We start from the raw sequence: 21,299 nt of genomic DNA on the forward strand, positions 1-21,299 counted from the left end.
GAAGTTTTACTCTAAAATATTTAAAAATTTAAGTCCAAAAACTACTCCGTCACCTTGAAATCCATTTTGGTAGGAACGTACATAGTCAATTCTTAGTATCTTAAATTTTCCAAATCCTAAATTATCTAAGCCTACCGTGAACTCAGTGTATGGCTTAACATTTGGTGTAGAAAGTGTATGAGCACCTAGAATTAATGTTGATTTTAATTTATTCAACAAGGGAATTTTATTCATGAAATATCCTTCGTCATTGTATTCTGCATGTGCTTCAAAATAACGGTCATTTGTACTGTTAGAATAATAAGGCAATAAGTTAAAAACATTCAAGTAGCGCTCTGTCTGACCTATGTGTGTTTGATTTCCATTGAAATGTTTGTAATCTACAAAGGAGATATTTTCTGCATTCAGGAATTTTCCAGCTTTTAAATTCATTCCTAGAGTTCCTTTATTTTCCAATTTTAAATCATAAGTTAATCGTGCATTTATGTGGTCAAATTCATATTTTTTTTCATTGGCAGCAAAGCCTTTTTCATACCCTAAAAATAATGTGGGATATTTTTCATTTCTAATATTATATTTTCCGTCTGGACGGGAAGAATATTTATTTCCAAAATTTATTCTTGCATTTAGATTCGCTTTCATCAAATGATGTTTTTCAAAAGCTGGAGTTGTGAAATCATCTGGAACCAAAGGATTATTCGAAGTGTATAAATCATTTTTGTTAAAAAATGAGAAATCAGTAGTATTGAATAATGGTTTGCGTTGTTGGTATTCTATTTTTCCATTTAGGTTCACTCCATTTGCAATATCTTGGCTATAGCCAATTGTTGCAAATTCAAGGTTATACAGCTTCATATAATTGTTCTTAAATGCTAATGAACTTATCGAATTTATTGTAGCACTAATGGGTTGTTCTGCATTAAATTGTTTCACTGTATTTCCTCCGGTCAAGTATAGAGTGGCATAATTCTGGTTGTTGAACCGATGGATAAATTGTCCTGTTATACGCAAACGATCTTCAGCAAAACCATAATTGAGTTTAGTACTTATAGAAGTATATATTCCTTTGTTTTCCTGATTTTTCCAATTGGTGTATCTAAATCCAGAATCAAAATTATATCCTTGTACAGTATTGAAACTTAGAGAACCCAGATTTAGTAATCCTTCATAACTAAAGGAATTTTTCTCTGAACTGTTTCTATAAGTATAACCCGTTAAGATTTTCAGCAGTTTGAATTTATTCCCTTTTGCATCAATAGAATCTAAATATTTTTTAGAATTTCGAACCTTATAAATACTGTCTTTTCGAATGTAATCATTGCTTTCCTCAATGGTTAAAGGAATGGGTCTGTTGCTATTCCAAAAAATAGAATCTTTTTTATTTGAATTTATTTCGACACTTGTAATTTGATTTGTAAACGTTTTTTTAGCAAATGAGTTTACAAATTCATAATTACTGTAGACATAGGTATATTTCCCATCGAATTTTATTCCAAAGGCTCCGGCTGTAATATCGAGACTTTGGGTATTTTTTGCCCATATTTTGTTGCTTTTGTTGTAACTGAAGTTTTGTTTTAAGGTCATTACATCTACAAATTCTTCTTTCATTCGGTAACCTTTAATATCCAAGTCAACGGCATATATCGCCCAAGAATCTTCAACAATATAAATGTAACCTTCAAAAACAGGTTCGCTGTCACGTTTTGCAGTAACTTTTATTTTATTAATCATTTGATTATTGTCATCATAAAAAGTGCTCTCCAGTTTATATTTATAATAATTGAAGGCATTATTTGCGATTGGAGAAATCATATTAACCCCAAAGTCAATCGTATTGTCATAGAAGTCATAAAACGAAGATCTGGCCGTATTGTAACTGTAGCCGTTATCTCTTCCGCTTACTTTGGAGGCGGTTACGACTTCTCTTAAATTATTGGGTTTCTCAAAAGTAATTTTAGAAAAAGTTTCAGACAATGAAATAATACCCGTTCCTGTAGAATCCAAAGAACCATTCAGATCGCCAATTTTTTGGCCGAATATTTTTTTAGGGGCATTTTTAAGTTTGAAAATTCCTCTGGAATAAAAATCAGCATTGAATCGTGCTGTTTTTTCAGTATTTTCTTTTTTGCTGGCAATCGCATTTTTTATGATAGCAATTGCAGGATTGATTTTGGTGTTGATAACCACTTCGTTTAAAGAATAACTTTCTTCAATCATTTTAACGTCAAATGAATAGGGTAATTTATCCGTTTGAATTGTTATTCTTTGCGTTTTAAAACCTAAAAATTGGAATACTACTGTTTGCTTTTCCGCTTTCTTCAAGTTGAGTTCATATTTTCCTACTTCATTTGAGGTAGTCCCATTATAGGTTTCTTCTTGAAAAATAGTCACAAAAGGTAGGGGATTCCCTTTTTCGTCAGAAACGGTTCCTTTTATTTGTGCATGGTTGGTAAGCGATACCAATGAAATTAGAAGTAGGTAGTATTTTCTCATGAAAGTTTTTTCTTTCACAAAAATATAAGAAGTTTAAAAAGAGGCTATTAATTATTTGTTAAACATTTATAAGAATATTTTTATTCTAAAATGTGACTTACACGAAAGATTGGATAGCCAATTCATAACTTTTTAAACCAAAACCTAAGATTACTCCTTTTGCATTTCCAGAAATGTAGGACTGATGTCTGAAACTTTCACGTGAAAATGTATTCGAAATATGGACTTCAACAACTGGAGTTGTGATAGCTTTTATGGCGTCACCAATGCCAATGGAAGTGTGGGTATAAGCGCCAGCATTTAGAATAATACCATCGTAGGTGAAACCAAATTCCTGAATTTTATCAATTAATTCTCCTTCAATATTACTCTGAAAATAAGAGAATTCTATTGTTGGAAATTTTATTTGTAAAGTCGTAAAATATTCTTCAAAAGTTAAGCTGCCATAAACTTCTGGTTCGCGTTTTCCTAAAAGATTGAGATTTGGTCCGTTGATGATACTTATTTTCATAATTCCAGTTTTGGTAAAAATAAAAAAACCGTTCTAATTTAAAGAACGGTTTTGATAAATTTAATTTTTTTATTTCTAGAATTTAAATCCAGCAGAAATTTGCACTACTGAGTTCTTGACATCAGCATCTTTAGATGCTTCAGTAAGACCTAATACATAACGTCCTTGCAGAAAAATGCTTTTTGTAACATTTAATGTTAAACCTCCGGCAACTCCAAACTCAAAAGTTTCAGACTCTTTAAAATCCACATTTTTTCTTTCGCTTAATAAAAAAGAGGCTTGGGGACCAAGATCAAGACTGACTGTTTTATTAAAATTAAATTTTGCTAGAACGGGAATAGACAGGTACCCCAATTCATTTTTGAATTCTTCAGCAGCATTCTTATAGGTTGCACCTTGAGTAGAGTACAATAATTCGGGCTGAACTGAAAAACCATCGGTTACTTTGATTTCGGCAATTAAACCTGCATGATAACTCGTAATGGCTTCATTATCATAATTATCACTGGTAAGGGTTATGTCGCTTCCAGTTTGATTGGCATAGTTTAAACCAGCTTTAATTCCAAACTTGACCAATTGAGCTTGCATGTCTACAGACGCGACAAGAAGTACTACTGCTACTAAAATTATTCTCTTCATAATTTGTTTTTTTATATTAATAATTGAATTGGGACTTTTACTTAAAACTATTTTGTTTAAGTATTATTGTCTAATTTTTCTTAAAACCAATTCTTGCAAAAATTAGTCCAATAAATTACAAAAGCAATATTAAGTGCTCTCTTTTTACCTTTATTTTATGTTTTTAAATTTATAAAAAATATAAAATAATGATAGTCAGATAGTTACGAAATATTTTTTTACTGTTTTTAATCTGATTTATTTGATACTCAACGAGTTTTTCTTTTAAATAAGCCTTCTCCTATTTGATTTTTTTAACTTTGGTAGTATTAATTTTAAATGATGAATCATGAAAAAAATTATTTTAATGGTAGTTATGGTGTTCACTTTTGGTTTTGTGAATGCTCAAGAAAAAGCAGATATGGCATTTGGGGTTAAAGGAGGTTTGAATATCTCCACAATTACTAATGCTGATGTAGATGGAGTAAATACTAAATCTTTAGTAGGATTTCATGTTGGTTTTTTTGGAGAATTTATGATTAGTAATAAATTCGCTATTCAACCTGAAGTTTTGTACTCTGCGCAGGGAACTGAATTAGAGTTTGAGGGGATAAGTGGAGATTTGAAATTAGATTACATTACTATTCCGGTTATGGCTAAATATTATGTAGCGGATGCTTTTAGTCTTGAACTTGGTCCTCAAATAGGATTTTTAGTATCAGCCAAAGCTAAATCCGGTGGAGAATCAGAGGACGTTAAGGACGAGCTTAAATCAACCGATGTAAGTTTGAATTTTGGTGCAGGATATGATATTACGCCAAACTTTATGATTGGTGTGCGTTATAGTTTAGGCCTGACACGTTTGCAAGATGAAATTTTCCCCGGAGAAGATGAATCTAAAAATTCTGTTTTTCAAATTTCAGTAGGTTACAAATTTTAATATTTTTAAAAAAGTTATATTCTAAGCCTCCCAATTTGGGAGGTTTTTTTATGTAAAGTCATAATTATAATATGTTAATAACTTATAATAGGTAGGAAGTGTAGTACTTTATAATTAATATACTTTTATGTCGTTATTAACAATTAAACATAAAAAATGAAAAGAATTATTCTAGCAGTACTTATTACTTTCGTTGGTTTCAACGTTTATTCGCAAAAAAAAGATGGTTTTAGAGTTGGTTTAGATTTAGGAGTTGTTCCTACTAATGGAGGTGGTGGCATCTTATTTTCTTTGGAACCAAAGTATAATATTCAGGATAATATGAATGTTGGTTTAAGAATGGGTGTTGCAGCGATAGTTCGTGATGTAGAAAGTACTAATGGGCAAATTGATAATGCTAAGCTTTCTGCGAGTAGTTCGTTTTTAGGCACTTATGATTATTATTTTAACAAATCTGGAAAATCTTTTGTCCCTTATATTGGAGGTGGAGCGGGTTATTATGCTATTGGAAATGTTGAATTTAATGAAGCTGATGTGGATGCTGGAACAGAATTACAACCGGAAGTTAGCGGTGTATTTGGTGGTTTAGTTAGAGCTGGTTTTGAATGGGGTAAATTCAGAATGGGTCTGGAGTATAATTTAGTTCCTGATACTAATTTAGAAGATTCTAACGGAGTTAATAAAGGCTCTGTAGCAAATTCTTATTTAGGGATTCATTTAGGATTTTATTTGGGTGGAGGAAAATGGGGAAAATAACCTATTATTCTTAAAAAATACTTTTAAAACCACTCTTTGTAGTGGTTTTTTTATGCTCAAAAAAGCGTTACTTTGCAACTATGAATTGGATTTCCTGCATCAAAAGCTATCAGTCATACTTGAAAATTGAACGCGGTTTGTCTAAGAATACTATAGATAATTATTCTTTCGATATTGAACGGTTGTGTCTTTTTTTGACTAAAAATGGAATTGTTGTTTCACCAATAAAAATTGAAGAAGAAACGATTCAGCAATTTATTTATAGTGTAGCTAAGGAAGTCAATCCACGTTCACAAGCCAGAATCATATCGGGTCTTAAAAGTTTTTTTAGTTATATGGTCTTTGAAGATTATCGAGCAGATAATCCATTAGAACTTATTGAAACTCCCAAAACAGGCAGGAAACTTCCGGATACTTTATCGGTGGAAGAGATTGATAGTCTTATTTTTGCAATTGACTTAACCACTAACGAAGGCGAACGCAATCGCGCCATGCTCGAAACCCTTTATGGATGTGGATTAAGGGTTTCCGAATTAGTTTCTTTGAAAATTTCGGATTTATTTTTTGAGGAAGGTTTTGTTAAAATAACGGGTAAAGGTAATAAACAGCGTTTTGTGCCCATAAGTGATTTGACGCAGAAGTACATTCAAATTTACAGGAATACCATTAGAACTCATATTACTATTCAAAAAGGTTTTGAGGATACGCTCTTTTTAAACAGAAGAGGAAAACAGTTAACCAGGGCTATGATTTTTACTATTATTAAAAACTTAGCGGTCAAAATAGATTTGAATAAAACGATAAGTCCGCATACTTTACGACATTCTTTTGCTACTCATCTTTTAGAAAACGGGGCTGATTTGCGCTCTATACAATTGATGCTTGGGCATGAATCGATAACAACGACAGAAATATATGTACATCTTGACAGAACGTTTCTGACTCAAGTTCTAAATTCATTTCATCCCAGAAAATAACATTTTGTTAATAATTTAACATTTAGAATTATTTAAGAAAGAAAAGGTTTACGGATTAAGCCTAAAATTAAATTTCTGAAAATTCAGTTTATAATCTCATCAAATTGGTGCGATTTTATTGTTAATTTGTCTGTTAAATAAAAAATATAATCTAAATTGTTCATATATTAAATGTTATAAAAAAGAGTATGGTTTTTGATTTTCCCCAAAACGGAAATTGCCAAGAGGTAAATGATTTTTACAGTAAATTATTTAATGAGATTCCAGATTTAATTTTTGAATTTGTGATTGCTCCTGACAATACCTATTTATTTCCTTTAGTGAGTAAATCGGTAGACGATTTTTTTGAGCTGTCTTCAAATCATTTTGTTGACAGTGACAAATATGTGATCTATAACAGGATATTTGAAGCGGATCGATTGTCGTTTTTTCAGTCATTGGTAAATGCAAAAAGGAATATTACAAGATGGGATTTTGAGTTTCGAGTTTTATTGCCTGAAAAGGGATTGAGATGGCTTAAAGTTTCATCAAAACCAGAATTATATCCTGATGGGAATATTGCTTTTTATGGAAGAATTTCAGATGTAACGGACTTAAAAGAACAGGAAATCAAGCTTAAAATTTCTGAAGAACGATTTAAATTTGCTCTTGAAGCTTCTACTGCAGGAGTATGGGATTGGGATTTAACGACTAACAAAGTCTTTTATTCCTCACAATCGATGAAAATTTTGGAGCAGGAGTCTTTGGATATTTTTGATAATCCGGAACGTTGGGACGAAATTGTTCATCCGGATGATTTAGAAAAATATTACTCCGAAATCCATGATCATTTTGATAATAAAATACCTTTTTATGAAAATTACCACCGTGTTTTAACCTCCAGCGGAAAATACAAATGGATTTTAGACAGAGGAAAAGTAATTGAGCGTGATGAAGAAGGGAAGCCATTGCGAGTTATTGGCACGCATACTGATATTTCTTCGCAAAAAGAAAAAGAGCTAGAATTAGTGCGAACAATGGAATTGTATAGTCAGCAAAATAGCAGACTATTGAATTTTTCACATATTGTATCCCATAATTTAAATACACAAGCAGGAAATATTAAATCACTATTAGACATTATAGATGAGGATGATAATTTAGAGAGTAACAAAGAAATGTTGGCTCATTTGCGCACTGTTTCCAATGATTTAAACGAAACAATTGCTAATTTGACTCAATTGGTGCTATTACAAAGTAATTCGAACATTCCGATTAAATCATTAGACTTGAATTTATATTTAAATAAGACTTTAGATTTGATCAAGAATTTAAAAAATTATAATCAAGCTGCCATTATTAATGAGATTCCTGAGGGCGTTTTTGTCGATTTTAATCCCGCGTATTTAGAAAGTATTTTGTTGAATTTTACAACAAATGCCATAAAATATTCGAACCCTAATAAACCAGTAGAGATAAAATATTTTTTCGCTTTGGAAAATGGTAAAAAAACGTTGTCAATTTCTGATAACGGATTGGGTATCGATTTGAAGAAATATGGAGATTCTCTTTTTGGTATGTACAAAACATTTCACAAGCATGAAGAGGCAAGGGGATTAGGATTGCATATCACGAAGAATCAAATAGAATCGATGAAAGGGACTGTTTCGGTTGAAAGTGAAGTAGGAGTAGGAACTACTTTTAAAATCGTTTTTCACGACAGTTTAAGTGATTAGTTAATTGTGTTCGATAGATCATAAAGTATCTTATAAAGTAATTAAATAGCATGTAAAAAAAAACTTCTCAGTGATGAGAAGTTTTTTTTTATTAAAATTTAAATAAATTATTTAGCGATATTCACGGCTCTTGTTTCACGAATTACAGTTACTTTAACTTGTCCAGGATACGTCATCTCCGTTTGGATTTTTTGAGAGATATCAAAAGATAAGTTAGCTGCGTTTTCATCAGAAACTTTTTCGCTTTCCACAATTACACGAAGTTCTCTACCAGCTTGAATTGCATAAGCGTTTTTTACACCGCTGAATCCGTAAGCTACTTCTTCGAGATCTTTTAGACGTTGAATATAAGAATCCAATACTTGTCTTCTCGCTCCCGGTCTTGCTCCTGATATTGCATCACAAACCTGAATAATTGGCGATAATAATGATTTCATTTCAATCTCATCGTGGTGTGCTCCAATAGCGTTACAAACCTCTTCTTTTTCACCATATTTCTCCGCCCATTGCATTCCTAATAATGCGTGTGGTAAATCACTTTCAGCATCTGGTACTTTACCAATATCGTGTAATAAACCAGCTCTTTTAGCCAATTTTACGTTTAGACCAAGTTCAGCAGCCATGATTCCACAAAGTTTAGAAACTTCACGGGAGTGTTGTAATAAATTCTGTCCGTAAGAAGAACGGTATTTCATACGTCCTACCACTTTAATCAATTCAGGATGTAAGCCGTGAATTCCTAAATCGATAACGGTACGTTTACCAACTTCTATAATTTCATCGTCAATTTGTTTAGCAGTTTTTGCAACTACTTCTTCAATACGAGCTGGGTGAATTCTTCCGTCAGTTACTAATTTATGTAAAGCCAAACGTGCAATTTCTCTACGTACAGGATCAAAACAAGAAAGGATAATTGCTTCTGGTGTGTCATCTACAATGATTTCTACTCCAGTTGCCGCTTCCAGTGCTCTTATGTTTCTACCTTCACGACCAATGATTCTACCTTTTACGTCGTCAGATTCAATGTTAAATACCGAAACACAGTTTTCTACTGCTTCTTCTGTACCAACTCTTTGAATGGTATTGATGATGATTTTTTTAGCTTCTTGTTGTGCAGTCAATTTTGCCTCTTCAATAGTGTCTTGAATATGAGACATTGCTTTGCTTTTTGCTTCCGCCTTCAATCCTTCTACTAATTGATCTTTAGCTTCTTCAGCAGATAAACCAGAGATAACTTCCAATTGTTGCAATTGACTTTTATGCAATTTGTCAACTTCAGATTGTTTCTTATCTAGGTTTTCAATTTTAGTGGTGTATTCTAAAGTTTTAGATTCGAAATCATCATTTACTTTTTTAGCTTTTGATAATTCATTAGAAACTTGAGATTCTTTATCACGAACTCTTTTTTCTATTTCTGCAACTTTTTTATCACGGGATAAAATAACTTGTTCGTGCTCTGATTTTAATTCAATAAATTTTTCTTTTGCTTGAAGAATTTTATCTTTTTTTATGTTTTCAGCTTCCAGATTTGCATCTTTTAATATGGATGCTGCTTCTTTTTTTGCGTTTTTAATTAAGTTTGAAATATTGCTTTTTTCAATCAATTTGGCGATCCCAAAACCTCCCGCAATACCTATAATTCCTGAAATAATAATCGTTAATATGTTGTCCATGTTTGTTAAAATTTATATATAAAAAAGCCTACATTAGATTGCTTGTATAAACTCGAAAAGACAAGTTTTGAGCTAACTCGTTGTTCAAGCTTCCAAACTGAATTGGCTTGCTATAGTAACGATGATTTGCTCATTCTAAATTGTTAGTGTTGAGTTTACCAAATATGAACTAATGTAGGCAGTATCTTAGTTTTTGTAAAGAACGTTTATTTGTCGAGATATTGATCTAAAATCGCATTGATTTTTTTAATTCTTTCGATAGTTGCTTCTCCATCTATCGCATTATCAATTTGTTTTTGTTCTGTTTGTGAGGCAAATTGTAAAGCACACATGGCTAATACATCTTGCTTGTCACGAACAGCATAATTTTCTTCAAATTGCTTGATCATCGTATCAATTTTTTTTGAAGCGCTTCTAAGGCCTTCTTCCTGAGAGAAATCAACCGTTAACGGGTAGACTCTGTCTGCGATTGATATTTTAATTTTAAGCTTTTCGTCCATATCTTTTATTAATCTGATAGCTGTGCTATACAGTAATCAATTTCGCGAATTAATGAATTTATTTTAAGCTTCGTATCTCTTTTATTATCGTCACTGCCTAGTAATGTATTTGCTACTTTGAGTGTTTCATACTGCGTTTTTAGCGCTTCAATCTCTTGTGACTGAGTTTGTATTAGGGATGCAGTTTTTGTTAATTCGTTTTTCAAATCTTGATTATTTTTCTCCAAACCTTTTATTTTTGTGAAAAGTTTTTCAATCTTACTTTCAAGAGTATCAATAATTTCTGCAATTGCACTCATTATATATCTTATTCATTACATAATCATACAAAGTTAGTATTCCTTTTTAATTTTGCAATATTTTATTATTTTTTTTGCATTAAATTAATTAAATATCAGTTGTACAAATGGTTACGAACCATTTTTTTTATCGCTGTTTTGAATACTTTTTTTATCTTAGCAAAAATGTAAACGATGAGATTTTCTGTATTTTTTTTATTTTTTTGCACTTCTGTTTTTGCACAAGTTGACTATCCAAAAGATTATTTTAGATCTCCTTTAGATATTCCGATGCAATTATCAGGAAATTTTGGAGAATTGAGACCCAACCATTTTCATGCAGGTTTTGATTTAAGAACGCAACAAAAAGAAGGATTGAAAGTATATGCAGTGGCCGATGGTTATGTGTCCAGAATAAAGATTTCAACTTTTGGAAACGGAAAAACAATTTACATCAACCATCGCAATGGGTACACATCAGTTTATGGGCATTTAAAAATGGCCAATAGCGAAATAGAAAACTACATCAAGAAAACGCATTATAAAGAAGCATCATTTGAAATCGAAATGTTTTTTAAACCTGATGAAATGGTAGTAAAAAAAGGAGAAATCATTGCTTTTTCCGGGAATACAGGAGCTTCAGAAGGACCACATTTACATTTTGAATTTCGAGATACTAAAACAGAGTTTATAATCAATCCGCTGCTTTTTGGGTACGATAAATTTTTAAAAGATACAAAGAAACCTGTCGTTTCCGGAGTTTATGTGTATCCTTTGGATTCGAAAACTACGGTTAATCACTCGAAACGACCTTTGTTGCTAAATGTTTCTTTGCAAAAAGATGGAACTTACCTTTCTGATAAAGTAGTTGCAAACGGTACAATAGGTTTTGGTATATCGGCTTATGATACTGATGATGTTTCGTTTAATAATAACGGAGTATATAAAGTGCAGTCTTTTTATAATGGAAAACCAAATTTCGGTTATGAATTCAATACCTATTCATTTGACGAAATGCGCTATATCAATGCGCTGATTGATTATTCGAGATATAAGAAAATGCAGCAACGGGTTCAGAAATTATTCACGAAAACGCCTTATAATCTGAGCATTATCCAAGCCGATGAAAATAAAGGAGTTTTACAGGTAACTCCAAATTTAGCATCGTTATATCGTATTGAAGTTTCGGATTTTTTTGGAAATAAAAAAACAATAGCTATTCCTATTCAATATGATTTATTGTCTACAACTATCGCTCCTGAGCCAGTGCAATCGAACTATTTTGTCAAAGCGAATAAAGACAGCAATTTTGCTTTAGCAAATATGTCGGTTTTCTTTCCTGCAGGAACTTTTTACGAAGATTTTGATTTGAATTTTGATGTAAAAAATGACACTTTGTTTTTAAACGACGATACAGTTCCTGCCCACACTAATTTTACGGTTTCAATTGAAGATACAAAATCGACTGAAGCACAGAGGGAGAAAATGTTCATTGGCAGAATAGAAGGAAAGAAAATAAATTACAATCCAACCTATAGAAAAGACAGCATATTCAATACAAAGGTTAAAATTTTAGGTAAATATGCTTTGGTTGCAGATACTATTGCACCAAAAATAACTATGGCGGTTCCTGTAGAAGGGAAATGGATCAGCGAGCAAAAAACAATTCAGCTTTCTATATACGATGAAGTGTCTGGCATAAAATCATACAACGGCTATTTAAACGGAAAATGGGTGTTATTCGAGTATGATAATAAAGCCAGAAAACTAACCCATTATTTTACTGATGGAATTGTCGCTGAAGGTGCCAATGATTTAAAAGTTGTTGTGATTGATAATGTAGGAAATTCAACTATCTTTGAAAGTCGTTTTTTTAGAAGCCAAAAAAAATAAAAACCAAATCATTTGAGTACTAATAAATTAATTTTTGTTTTCTTTTTTTTCTTCGTAAGCCTATCTTTATTGGCTCAAACGGCTAGAATAAAAGGAGTTATTTTAGACAAAAACAATCAACCCGTAGGTAACGTAAATGTTTCTTATTCCAGTATTGGCACTCAATCCAATAAAAATGGATTTTACGATCTAAAAGTTCCTGCGAACCAAAAAGTAACGCTTGTTTTTACGCATGTTTCGTTAAAAAAAATAACAATAACTTTTTCTTTGGATTCCAATGAGCAAAAGGAATTCAACCCAGTGATGAGTGATCAGGAAGAACAAATGGGTGAAGTGATTGTGACGTCCAATAACAGAAAGCTGATTCAAGGGATTTCTACAATTGAGCCTGAGGTTATCCGAAAAATTCCAGGAGCTAATGCCGGTATCGAAAATATTTTAAAAACTTTACCGGGAGTAAACTCAAATAACGAATTGAGTACACAATACGCCGTACGCGGTGGGAATTACGATGAGAATTTAGTTTATGTAAATGAAATTGAAGTCTATCGCCCGTTCCTGATTCGTTCGGGACAGCAAGAAGGTTTGAGTTTCACTAATACTGATTTGGTACAAAATGTTGATTTCTCGGCGGGAGGTTTTCAAGCTAAATTCGGAGATAAACTATCGTCTGTTTTAGATATTACGTATCGAAAACCGGTTAAATTTGGCGCAAGCCTTGAAGCGAGTTTTCTTGGCGGAAGCCTTTCTGTTGATGCGGTTTCTAAAGATAAAAAATGGTCTGCGGTAACGGGAGTTCGATATCGAAACAACAGCCTTTTGGTAAAAAGCCAAGAGACACAGACTAATTTTACGCCGTCATTTGCAGATATTCAAACCAATATAAATTATCAGGCCTCGGCTAAATGGCAGTGGAGTTTTTTAGGGAATATTTCTCAAAATAAATACCAATATCAGCCATTGACGAGACAGACTACTTTTGGAACCATAGATAATCCTATGGCACTTACTGTTTTTTATGAAGGTCAGGAAAAGGATAAATACGATACTTATTTTGGAGCTTTAAAAACAACATTCAATGTTTCTGATAATTTTACGTTGAAATTCATCGGTTCTGTTTTTCATACTTTAGAACAAGAATATTTTGATATTTTCGCCCAACATCGTTTAGGCGAAGTGGATTCCAGTATTGGGTCAGAAACTTTTGGAGAAGTCGCTTTTACAAGAGGAATTGGTTCGCAGCTGAGTCATGCCAGAAATGATTTGGATGCACTAATTGTAAATACCGAGGTAAAAGGATTCCACGATTGGAAAGAAAATCAATTTGAATGGGGAATTAAATATACGCGGGAATCCATTCGTGACAGAATAATAGAGTGGGAGGTAATTGATTCGGCTGGTTTTTCATTGAATCCACCAATTATTGATTTGCCTAAAAATGATCAGCCGTATTCGCCTTACACCGGACCGCTTGTTCCGTATCAAAATATTCGAGCGACTAATTTTAACTCTATCAATAGATTTTCGGGATATGGTCAATGGAGTTTGAAATCGAATATTGGTTCGAGTGAAGTTTGGTATAATGCTGGCGTGCGCATGCACAATTGGGAAGTTATAGGTACTGCTATAACTGGAAAGTCCCAAATTACTTTTAGTCCCAGAGCACAGTTTGCCATAAAACCAGATTGGGAGAAAGATATGGTTTTTAGACTTTCAGGAGGATTATACCATCAGCCGCCATTTTACAGGGAATTGAGAGGTGCGGATGGAATGTTGCAACCCAATACTAAGGCGCAACAATCGGTGCATATTGTTTTTGGGAATGATTATAGTTTTAAGATGTGGGGTCGTCCTTTTAAATTAGTCTCGGAGTTGTATTATAAATCGCTAACAGATGTAAATACGTACACGATTGACAATGTTCGCATTCGTTACGCAGCCAATAATAATGCAACAGCCTATGCGCAAGGATTAGATGTTCGCTTGAACGGGGAATTTGTACCCGGAACAGAATCTTGGTTTAGCTTTGGCTATTTGAAAACAGAGGAAAATAGTAATGATAAAGGATATATTGCCAGACCTACGGATCAACGACTGAAATTTGGGCTTTTGTTTCAAGATTATATGCCTAATATTCCAAGTATAAAATTGTACTTGAATTTGGTTTACAATACTGGATTGCCGGGAGGTTCGCCATCGTATGCTGATCCTTACTTATACCAAAATCGATTGAATGATTACCGCCGTGTAGATGTTGGTTTCTCCAAAGTTTTCATAGATAACACTACAAGAAAAGAGAATAATACGGGTTGGTTCAAAAACTTTAAAGAGTTGGCGATAGGATTAGAAATTTTTAATCTTTTTGACAATCAAAATGCCATTACGAATACTTGGGTTCGGGATGTATATTCGAAAAATCAATATGCAATTCCTAATTATATGACCACCAGAGTTTTTAATGTTAAATTGACTGCGAAGTTATAAACGTTAAGAAGCGGTAAAGTTTAACCCAATTTTAATTCGTTAAATGAAGTATTGAATGGCGTTACCATTTTTAAAAATGATTACATTTGAATTTTAATAGTACAACAACATGAAAAAACTACATATCACAATATTAGGAATCGCAATTTTGCTTTTAACCAGTTGTAAAGAAGAGGTTGAAAAACCAAAAGTTACTTACGATGGAGCGAGTAGGGCTAAAGAAATAGCCAAAGCGGATTCTACCCAAATACAAATCGCCGATTTGCCACTTCAAATGGAAGGAACGGATTATTTGATTCATCCCGTAGCTGATTTAAGCATTCGCGAGAAAGGCATAAAATCGAGATATGGTTCTTCCAGCGTGAACGATTTGAGTTTTACAATATCGAACTATGGCGAATATGAAATCACCGGTTTTTTACAGAATTTAAAATTTCAAAAAGTAGATTCGGATTCTATCAGAAAATTGACAGACAAACCTGTTTTGATTCAAACTGCTACGTATTTGAAGTCGGTTGCTGATAAAACCAATAACCAGATTATGGTGTACACCATGGTTGACATGGATACAAATAAAGACGGGAAATTAGATACAAGTGATATAAAAGCATTGTATTTAAGCGAAATCAGCGGGGAGAAATTCACTAAAATATCTTCCGATTTTCAGGAATTAATAGATTGGAAATTGATAGGTTCAAAAAATCGTTTGTACTACAGAACCGTTGAAGATACTAACAAAAACGGAGAGTTTGATAAGAAAGATGTGGTGAATTACTACTATATCGATTTGTCAAAAAAAGAATGGAAAATAATTGGTTACGAGCCAGTTTAGTAACACTAATTCTAAATCAAAATATCACTTTCCAAGTCTGATTTTTCAATGGTGAAATCAAATCCCAGTTGTTTTACTAATTGAATGACTAGATTTTTATACCAGTTTTCGGATTTGGGATGAATGTATATTTTTTCAATCAATTGATTGATATCTACATTGATTTTAAGTCCCTCATTGATTTTGATGTCACTTTTACCAATGTCAGTGATGATTCGTACTTCGCCTTCATATTGAAAACTTTTTCGCTTGAATAAAAAAGGAAAAAACATATCATCAAACGGAATGTGTTCTTTTTTGTAATCGATGTAATTTACTTCCCCAATATATTGATTGAAATTAGTTTCCGGAATAAGGGATTCCTGTAATCTGCCAATGGTTGATTGAATCGCCAAACCTTCACTGTTTTGGGTGAAAATCTGCCACATAGCAAACGATTCATATTCATTGATATGCCAGCTGCTAATCGCGACTTTTTCCCGATGTGTTTTGTAATAATTTAAAAAGTCAGGATTGTCAATGGAAAGTTTTTTTATTTCCTCAAAAGTAGGTTCGCTAAAAGTGCCTTCATATTGATCTTCAAATTTATCTGATCGCGACATGAATAACTTCTCAGACATTAATAAATCTAAGAATTTAGATAAGTCAAGATATTTCCAAACAATAGTATTTGGGTCTTCAGGTAGTTTTATGTTTTGATTATTGATGTACATTTAAATTATTTAAAAATTTAAAAAATTGAATGATTTAAAGATTTTCGACCCTCAATAAAATCTTAAATCAAAAATCTTTATTCAAAAATCGTTAATCAACAATCTTTACTCGAAAGACTGCATGGTAACTAATTTATTATATGTGCCATTCATTGCAATAAGTTCCTCGTGTTTTCCTTGCTCCACTATTTTTCCTTTTTGCATTACCACAATCAAATCGGCTTTTTGAATGGTAGACAGACGGTGCGCAATAACAATAGAAGTTCTGTTTTGCATCATGTTTTCCAGTGCTACTTGAACAAATTTTTCGCTTTCGGTATCCAATGCTGAAGTTGCTTCATCCAGAATCATAATTGGAGGATTTTTCAAAACCGCTCTGGCAATGGATAATCGTTGTTTTTGTCCACCGGAAAGTTTGTTTCCGCTGTCGCCAATATTTGTATGAATTCCTAGTGGCAAGTCTTTCACAAATTCGTAAGCATTTGCAATTTTTAGGGCTTTGATGATTTCTGCATCGGTGGCATCATGTTTTCCTAAAGCGATATTAGCTTTTATAGTATCATTAAACAAAATACTGTCTTGCGTTACTAATCCCATTAAATCACGAAGAGAGTGCAGGTTCATGTCTTTGATGTCAATTCCATCAATAGCGATTGTACCTTCATTTACATCATAAAAACGAGTCAATAAATTGGCAATCGTACTTTTTCCACTACCAGATTGTCCTACAAGAGCAACAGTTTGTCCTTTCTTAACTTGAAGCGAAAAGTCTTTTAAAACGTTCTCGTCCTCATATCTGAAATTAATATTCTTAATTGCGATACTGTCTTCAAAAGTTAATTTTTTAATTGCATTTTCGCTGTCTGTAATCTCATTTTTTACTTCTAAAACTTCAAAAACACGTTGGGCTGCTGCTAGTCCATTTTTTACCGAATAAGAAGCTTTGGAAATGGCTTTGGCAGGAGTTAAGATGTTATAAGCAAGACCCATGTAAGCTAGAAATTTAGCTCCATCAAGTAATGCTTTTCCATTAGGTAATTTGTCAACAAGTACCATTTTTCCACCAAACCAAAGTAATATGCAAATAGTAATGATCCCTAAGAACTCACTTAAAGGCGTAGCCAAGTTGTTTTTTTTACCTATACTGTTAGACAATTTTAAAACTCGGGTAACTGAATCATTAAATTTTTGTTTAAAATTTGATTCGGCATTATAGCTTTTAACAACTTTTAGTCCAGATAACGATTCTTCTACAATCGATATTAGATAACCGTTTTCATATTGTACTCTTTCGGATTTGCTGCGCAGTGATTTACCAATTTTTGATATTAATAGTCCAGAAAGAGGGATGAAAATAAAGACAAACAAGGTTAACTTGAAACTGATTGCAATCATACCAACGAGGGTGAATATGATGGTCATAGGCTCCTTAACAATTAATTCTAAGACAGAAAAAAAAGAATTTTGAACCTCATTTACATCACCTAACATTCGAGCCATAATATCACCTTTTCTTTTTTCAGAATAGTAGGAAACAGGTAAGTTGATGATTTTGTGATACATTGAATTTCTTAAATCCTTCAATACACCATTTTTAAGATGCATCAAATGATTGGATGCTAAGTAATTAAATAGATTTTTGAATAGGAAAGTTATACTCACTATGGCAATAACTAACAGTAAGGCAAATTCAGGACCATTCTTTTCGGTTAGTAGTGTGATGTTGTAATATAAGTACTCTTTAGAAAATTTGATGATGTCAAAAATTGACTCTAAAACAGGTTTTTCATTGACTTTTTCAGTAGTGCCAAAAAGCACATCCATCATTGGGATTAATGCAATAAAAGACAAGGTGCTAAAGAGTGCGTAAAAAATATTGAATATTACGTTCCAAACCACATGAGAACGGTACGGGTTTGTGAAAGGAATAATTTTTTTGAAATTTGAATCCATTTAAGTTGTTTTTTTATCATCAAGACCCGATAAGTGGAGAACTTATCGGGTCTGTCTGAAAAATCAATTTTGTTTTTTTTTATTAATTCAATTGCATTGAAGTAATAATGTTTTTTATTTTATTGTCCAAAATGCTTTCTACTTCGTTGAAATCTGCTACTGAATCCAATTCCGTATTTACACTGATATAGAATTTTATTTTAGGCTCCGTTCCACTTGGTCTGGCGCAAATTTTAGAACCGTCTTCTGTGTAATAAATCAATACGTTCGATTTTGGAATTTCCATTTTGGTTTCCTCATCAGTAAGCAAGTTTTTAGCTATTGAAGATTGGTAATCCTCTACCATTACAACTCTTTGTCCGTTGATTTCTTTCAATGGATTTTCACGCAAATCAATCATCATCTGATTAATTTCCTGTAAGCCATCCATTCCTTTTTTAGTCAATGAAACTAAATATTCTTTGTAAAAACCGTTATCAACATACAGTTGTAGTAGTTCTTTGTAAACCGTGCTTCCTTTTGCTTTGGCTTGAGCCGCAACTTCGCAAATCAATAAAGTAGCTGCAACAGCATCTTTATCACGTACGGCATCGCCTACCATATAACCAAAACTTTCTTCGCCACCACCAATGAATTCCAACTCAGGAAAATCCTTAATCATCTTGGCAATCCATTTGAAACCAGTCAAACCAACTTTACATTCTACACCGTAGTTTGTTGCTAATTCCATCATCATAGGAGTAGAAACAATTGTAGAACCAACAAATTGTTTGCCATTGATTTTACCTGCTTTTTTCCATTGTTCCAATAAAAATGCAGTCATCAAAATCATGGTTTGATTTCCATTAAGCAACGTCATTTTGCCTTCGTTATTTCTAACGGCAATTCCTAAACGGTCACAGTCAGGATCAGTCCCAATAACGATATCCGAATTTGTCTTGTCTGCCAATGCCAATGCCATTGTCAATGCTTCCGGCTCTTCAGGATTTGGAGATTTTACGGTTGGGAAATCACCATTTGGTACTCTTTGTTCTTCAACAATATTCACATTAGGATAACCCGCTTGCGATAAAGTATCAGGAACTAATTTTATAGAGGTTCCGTGCAAAGAAGTGAAAACAATATTCAGATTTTTTTTGGCTTCAGCCGAAGTTCCAAAACTCGCATTTTCGATAGTCGATTTGATAAAAGCTTCATCAACTTCTGTATCAATATAGTGTATCAAATCTTCATTGGCAGTAAACTTGATTTGATTGTAATTTAAATTCTCAATAACATTGATGATTCCCTCATCTTCCGGCGGCACAATTTGTCCACCATCTTGCCAGTACACTTTGTATCCATTATATTCCGGTGGATTGTGTGATGCCGTAAGAACAATTCCGCACTGACAGCCTAAATGTTTCACTGCAAATGACAATTCTGGAGTAGGTCTCAATTCCGAAAACAAATACACTTCAATTCCGTTAGCCGAGAAAACATCCGCAACTAATTTGGCCAACGTATCACTATTATGACGACAATCGTAAGCAATAACCGCTTTCAAAGGCTGGTTAGGAAATGCAGTATGCAAGTAATCCGAAAGTCCTTGCGTGCTTTTTCCAAGTGTGTATTTATTGATGCGATTGTTTCCCACACCCATAACTCCGCGCATTCCACCAGTTCCAAATTCAAGATTTTTATAAAAACTCTCTTCCAGTTCTTTAGGCGATGTAGTCATCAATTCTTTAATCGCTTCCTGCGTAGCGGTGTCAAATGTTGGCGTAAGCCACTCATTTACTGCGTCCAAAATGTTTTGTTTGATATCCATTCGATATGTTTTTAGTTTCTAAATTCGTAATTAAAATTTAAATACAGTTGTTTTGTTTTAGGAGCTATATCCTGCTATCCGCTGTATCTTTTTCTTTTTTTAAAGAAAAAAAAGAAAAAGGATGCCGCTGTTATCAGGGCTAGTTATAGTGTAAACGATAACTATTATCTTTAAATTTAGTTTTAGTTAAATTTATAAAAAATTAACTTCACTCGACACTTTATAACGCTCTTCATTATTTTTTGTTCGCAAAATTATTTCGCCAAGAAATCCGGCCAAAAATAATTGTGTTCCCAAAATCATTGTCGTAAGTGCAATATAAAACCAAGGATTATTTGTTACCAGACTATAGCGCATGTCATTATACATATGATATAGTTTTGAAATACCAATATATCCGGCAAGCATAAACCCGATAATAAACATTAACGATCCCATGGCACCAAATAAATGCATCGGTCTTTTTCCAAAACGGGAAAGAAACCAAATGGTAATTAAATCCAAGAAACCATTGATGAAACGTTCCATACCAAACTTGGTCTCGCCGTATTTTCTGGCTTGATGTTGTACTACTTTTTCGCCAATTTTTCCAAAACCGGCATTTTTTGCCAAAACCGGAATGTATCGGTGCATTTCTCCCGAAACTTCAATGTTTTTTACAACAACATTTTTGTACGCTTTCAATCCGCAATTGAAATCATTCAATTCAACCCCCGAAGTTTTTCTCGCAGCCCAGTTGAATAATTTAGAAGGCAAGTTTTTTGCCACTACGGAGTCGTAGCGTTTCTTTTTCCATCCGGAAACCAAATCATATTTACCGTTGGTAATCATATCATACAATCCCGGAATTTCCTCTGGACTGTCCTGCAAATCAGCATCCATAGTAATAATTACATCGCCTTGCGTTTTTGCAAAACCAGCATGCAATGCTTGTGATTTTCCAAAATTTTTCATGAAACGAACCCCTTTTACATGATGGTTTTCTTGTGCAAATCCTTCGATAATAGTCCATGAATTATCAGTACTTCCATCATCCAGAAAAATGATTTCGTACGTATAATTATGAGATTGCATCACTTTGATGATCCAATTGTATAGTTCATTAAGTGATTCCTCTTCATTAAGAAGCGGTATGAGTATAGATAAATTCATT

The 21,299-nt window shown here is 33.0% G+C and carries 17 protein-coding genes and 1 other RNA gene; 7 read left to right on the top strand and 11 right to left on the bottom strand.

Annotated features, from left to right (window positions below):
• Window positions 1–6 precede the first annotated feature (6 nt).
• From QLS31_RS12660 to QLS31_RS12670, 3 genes are all read right to left on the bottom strand, one after another.
• Window positions 7–2,493 carry a DUF5686 and carboxypeptidase regulatory-like domain-containing protein gene (locus QLS31_RS12660; RefSeq protein WP_282744169.1) on the bottom strand — a complete coding sequence of 829 codons (2,487 nt, stop codon included), beginning with the start codon at window positions 2,491–2,493 and terminating at the stop codon, window positions 7–9.
• Between the two features lie 97 nt (window positions 2,494–2,590).
• Window positions 2,591–3,004, bottom strand: a complete 414-nt coding sequence (aroQ, locus tag QLS31_RS12665) for a type II 3-dehydroquinate dehydratase (RefSeq protein WP_099716111.1) — start codon at window positions 3,002–3,004, stop codon at window positions 2,591–2,593.
• A gap of 75 nt (window positions 3,005–3,079) precedes the next feature.
• Complete coding sequence (locus QLS31_RS12670) at window positions 3,080–3,643, bottom strand: porin family protein (protein WP_282744170.1); 564 nt, start codon at window positions 3,641–3,643, stop codon at window positions 3,080–3,082.
• Window positions 3,644–3,971: 328 nt separating this feature from the next.
• On the opposite strand from QLS31_RS12670, the gene QLS31_RS12675 reads away from it, so the two are divergent.
• From QLS31_RS12675 to QLS31_RS12690, 4 genes are all read left to right on the top strand, one after another.
• Window positions 3,972–4,562 carry a porin family protein gene (locus tag QLS31_RS12675; protein WP_099716109.1) on the top strand — a complete coding sequence of 197 codons (591 nt, stop codon included), beginning with the start codon at window positions 3,972–3,974 and terminating at the stop codon, window positions 4,560–4,562.
• 156 nt (window positions 4,563–4,718) lie between these two features.
• Entirely contained in the window at window positions 4,719–5,318 is a 600-nt protein-coding gene (locus QLS31_RS12680; protein WP_282744171.1) for a hypothetical protein, read from the top strand.
• Between the two features lie 80 nt (window positions 5,319–5,398).
• Entirely contained in the window at window positions 5,399–6,295 is an 897-nt protein-coding gene (gene xerD, locus QLS31_RS12685; RefSeq protein ID WP_282744172.1) for a site-specific tyrosine recombinase XerD, read from the top strand.
• A 188-nt stretch (window positions 6,296–6,483) separates the two neighbouring features.
• Window positions 6,484–8,010, top strand: coding sequence for a PAS domain-containing protein (locus QLS31_RS12690; protein ID WP_282744173.1), 1,527 nt, complete (start codon window positions 6,484–6,486; stop codon window positions 8,008–8,010).
• Window positions 8,011–8,117: 107 nt separating this feature from the next.
• Here QLS31_RS12690 and rny read toward each other — a convergent pair whose 3' ends face one another.
• From rny to QLS31_RS12710, 4 genes are all read right to left on the bottom strand, one after another.
• A complete protein-coding gene (gene rny / locus QLS31_RS12695) occupies window positions 8,118–9,683 on the bottom strand; it encodes a ribonuclease Y (RefSeq protein WP_099716106.1) in 1,566 nt (521 codons plus the stop codon).
• Window positions 9,684–9,731: 48 nt separating this feature from the next.
• Window positions 9,732–9,838: non-coding RNA, 6S RNA (gene ssrS / locus QLS31_RS12700), on the bottom strand.
• Between the two features lie 51 nt (window positions 9,839–9,889).
• Window positions 9,890–10,183: a cell division protein ZapA gene (locus tag QLS31_RS12705; protein WP_099716105.1), complete on the bottom strand. Its 294-nt coding sequence runs from the start codon at window positions 10,181–10,183 to the stop codon at window positions 9,890–9,892.
• A gap of 8 nt (window positions 10,184–10,191) precedes the next feature.
• Window positions 10,192–10,482 carry a hypothetical protein gene (locus QLS31_RS12710; protein WP_282744174.1) on the bottom strand — a complete coding sequence of 97 codons (291 nt, stop codon included), beginning with the start codon at window positions 10,480–10,482 and terminating at the stop codon, window positions 10,192–10,194.
• Window positions 10,483–10,656: 174 nt separating this feature from the next.
• On the opposite strand from QLS31_RS12710, the gene QLS31_RS12715 reads away from it, so the two are divergent.
• The 3 genes from QLS31_RS12715 (at window position 10,657) to QLS31_RS12725 (ending at window position 15,670) form a co-directional block, all read left to right on the top strand.
• Window positions 10,657–12,354, top strand: a complete 1,698-nt coding sequence (locus tag QLS31_RS12715) for a M23 family metallopeptidase (protein WP_282744175.1) — start codon at window positions 10,657–10,659, stop codon at window positions 12,352–12,354.
• Between the two features lie 12 nt (window positions 12,355–12,366).
• The gene (locus tag QLS31_RS12720) at window positions 12,367–14,838 is read left to right on the top strand and encodes a TonB-dependent receptor (protein ID WP_282744177.1); all 2,472 of its coding nucleotides are present in this window, start codon (window positions 12,367–12,369) and stop codon (window positions 14,836–14,838) included.
• Window positions 14,839–14,947: 109 nt separating this feature from the next.
• Window positions 14,948–15,670, top strand: a complete 723-nt coding sequence (locus QLS31_RS12725; protein ID WP_282744178.1) for a hypothetical protein — start codon at window positions 14,948–14,950, stop codon at window positions 15,668–15,670.
• Window positions 15,671–15,681: 11 nt separating this feature from the next.
• On the opposite strand, the gene QLS31_RS12730 is transcribed toward QLS31_RS12725, so the two are convergent.
• The 4 genes from QLS31_RS12730 to QLS31_RS12745 all read right to left on the bottom strand — a co-directional run bounded on the left by QLS31_RS12730 (window position 15,682) and on the right by QLS31_RS12745 (window position 21,298).
• Complete coding sequence (locus tag QLS31_RS12730; RefSeq protein WP_099716100.1) at window positions 15,682–16,383, bottom strand: hypothetical protein; 702 nt, start codon at window positions 16,381–16,383, stop codon at window positions 15,682–15,684.
• A gap of 105 nt (window positions 16,384–16,488) precedes the next feature.
• Complete coding sequence (locus tag QLS31_RS12735; protein ID WP_282744179.1) at window positions 16,489–18,336, bottom strand: ABC transporter ATP-binding protein; 1,848 nt, start codon at window positions 18,334–18,336, stop codon at window positions 16,489–16,491.
• Window positions 18,337–18,418: 82 nt separating this feature from the next.
• Entirely contained in the window at window positions 18,419–20,146 is a 1,728-nt protein-coding gene (locus tag QLS31_RS12740; protein WP_121341224.1) for a phospho-sugar mutase, read from the bottom strand.
• 192 nt (window positions 20,147–20,338) lie between these two features.
• Window positions 20,339–21,298, bottom strand: coding sequence for a glycosyltransferase family 2 protein (locus tag QLS31_RS12745; RefSeq protein ID WP_282744180.1), 960 nt, complete (start codon window positions 21,296–21,298; stop codon window positions 20,339–20,341).
• Between the last annotated feature and the right edge of the window lies 1 nt (window position 21,299).

It is taken from the genome of Flavobacterium sp. XS2P24, from assembly GCF_030010285.1.
GTDB classification, from domain to species: Bacteria; Bacteroidota; Bacteroidia; order Flavobacteriales; family Flavobacteriaceae; genus Flavobacterium; species Flavobacterium algoritolerans.

Coding starts and splice junctions, on each gene's coding strand:
- QLS31_RS12660 (WP_282744169.1), bottom strand. CDS start 2,493: ATGAGAAAATACTACCTACTTCTAATTTCATTGGTATCGCTTACCAAC.
- aroQ (WP_099716111.1), bottom strand. CDS start 3,004: ATGAAAATAAGTATCATCAACGGACCAAATCTCAATCTTTTAGGAAAA.
- QLS31_RS12670 (WP_282744170.1), bottom strand. CDS start 3,643: ATGAAGAGAATAATTTTAGTAGCAGTAGTACTTCTTGTCGCGTCTGTA.
- QLS31_RS12675 (WP_099716109.1), top strand. CDS start 3,972: ATGAAAAAAATTATTTTAATGGTAGTTATGGTGTTCACTTTTGGTTTT.
- QLS31_RS12680 (WP_282744171.1), top strand. CDS start 4,719: ATGAAAAGAATTATTCTAGCAGTACTTATTACTTTCGTTGGTTTCAAC.
- xerD (WP_282744172.1), top strand. CDS start 5,399: ATGAATTGGATTTCCTGCATCAAAAGCTATCAGTCATACTTGAAAATT.
- QLS31_RS12690 (WP_282744173.1), top strand. CDS start 6,484: ATGGTTTTTGATTTTCCCCAAAACGGAAATTGCCAAGAGGTAAATGAT.
- rny (WP_099716106.1), bottom strand. CDS start 9,683: ATGGACAACATATTAACGATTATTATTTCAGGAATTATAGGTATTGCG.
- QLS31_RS12705 (WP_099716105.1), bottom strand. CDS start 10,183: ATGGACGAAAAGCTTAAAATTAAAATATCAATCGCAGACAGAGTCTAC.
- QLS31_RS12710 (WP_282744174.1), bottom strand. CDS start 10,482: ATGAGTGCAATTGCAGAAATTATTGATACTCTTGAAAGTAAGATTGAA.
- QLS31_RS12715 (WP_282744175.1), top strand. CDS start 10,657: ATGAGATTTTCTGTATTTTTTTTATTTTTTTGCACTTCTGTTTTTGCA.
- QLS31_RS12725 (WP_282744178.1), top strand. CDS start 14,948: ATGAAAAAACTACATATCACAATATTAGGAATCGCAATTTTGCTTTTA.
- QLS31_RS12730 (WP_099716100.1), bottom strand. CDS start 16,383: ATGTACATCAATAATCAAAACATAAAACTACCTGAAGACCCAAATACT.
- QLS31_RS12735 (WP_282744179.1), bottom strand. CDS start 18,336: ATGGATTCAAATTTCAAAAAAATTATTCCTTTCACAAACCCGTACCGT.
- QLS31_RS12740 (WP_121341224.1), bottom strand. CDS start 20,146: ATGGATATCAAACAAAACATTTTGGACGCAGTAAATGAGTGGCTTACG.
- QLS31_RS12745 (WP_282744180.1), bottom strand. CDS start 21,298: ATGAATTTATCTATACTCATACCGCTTCTTAATGAAGAGGAATCACTT.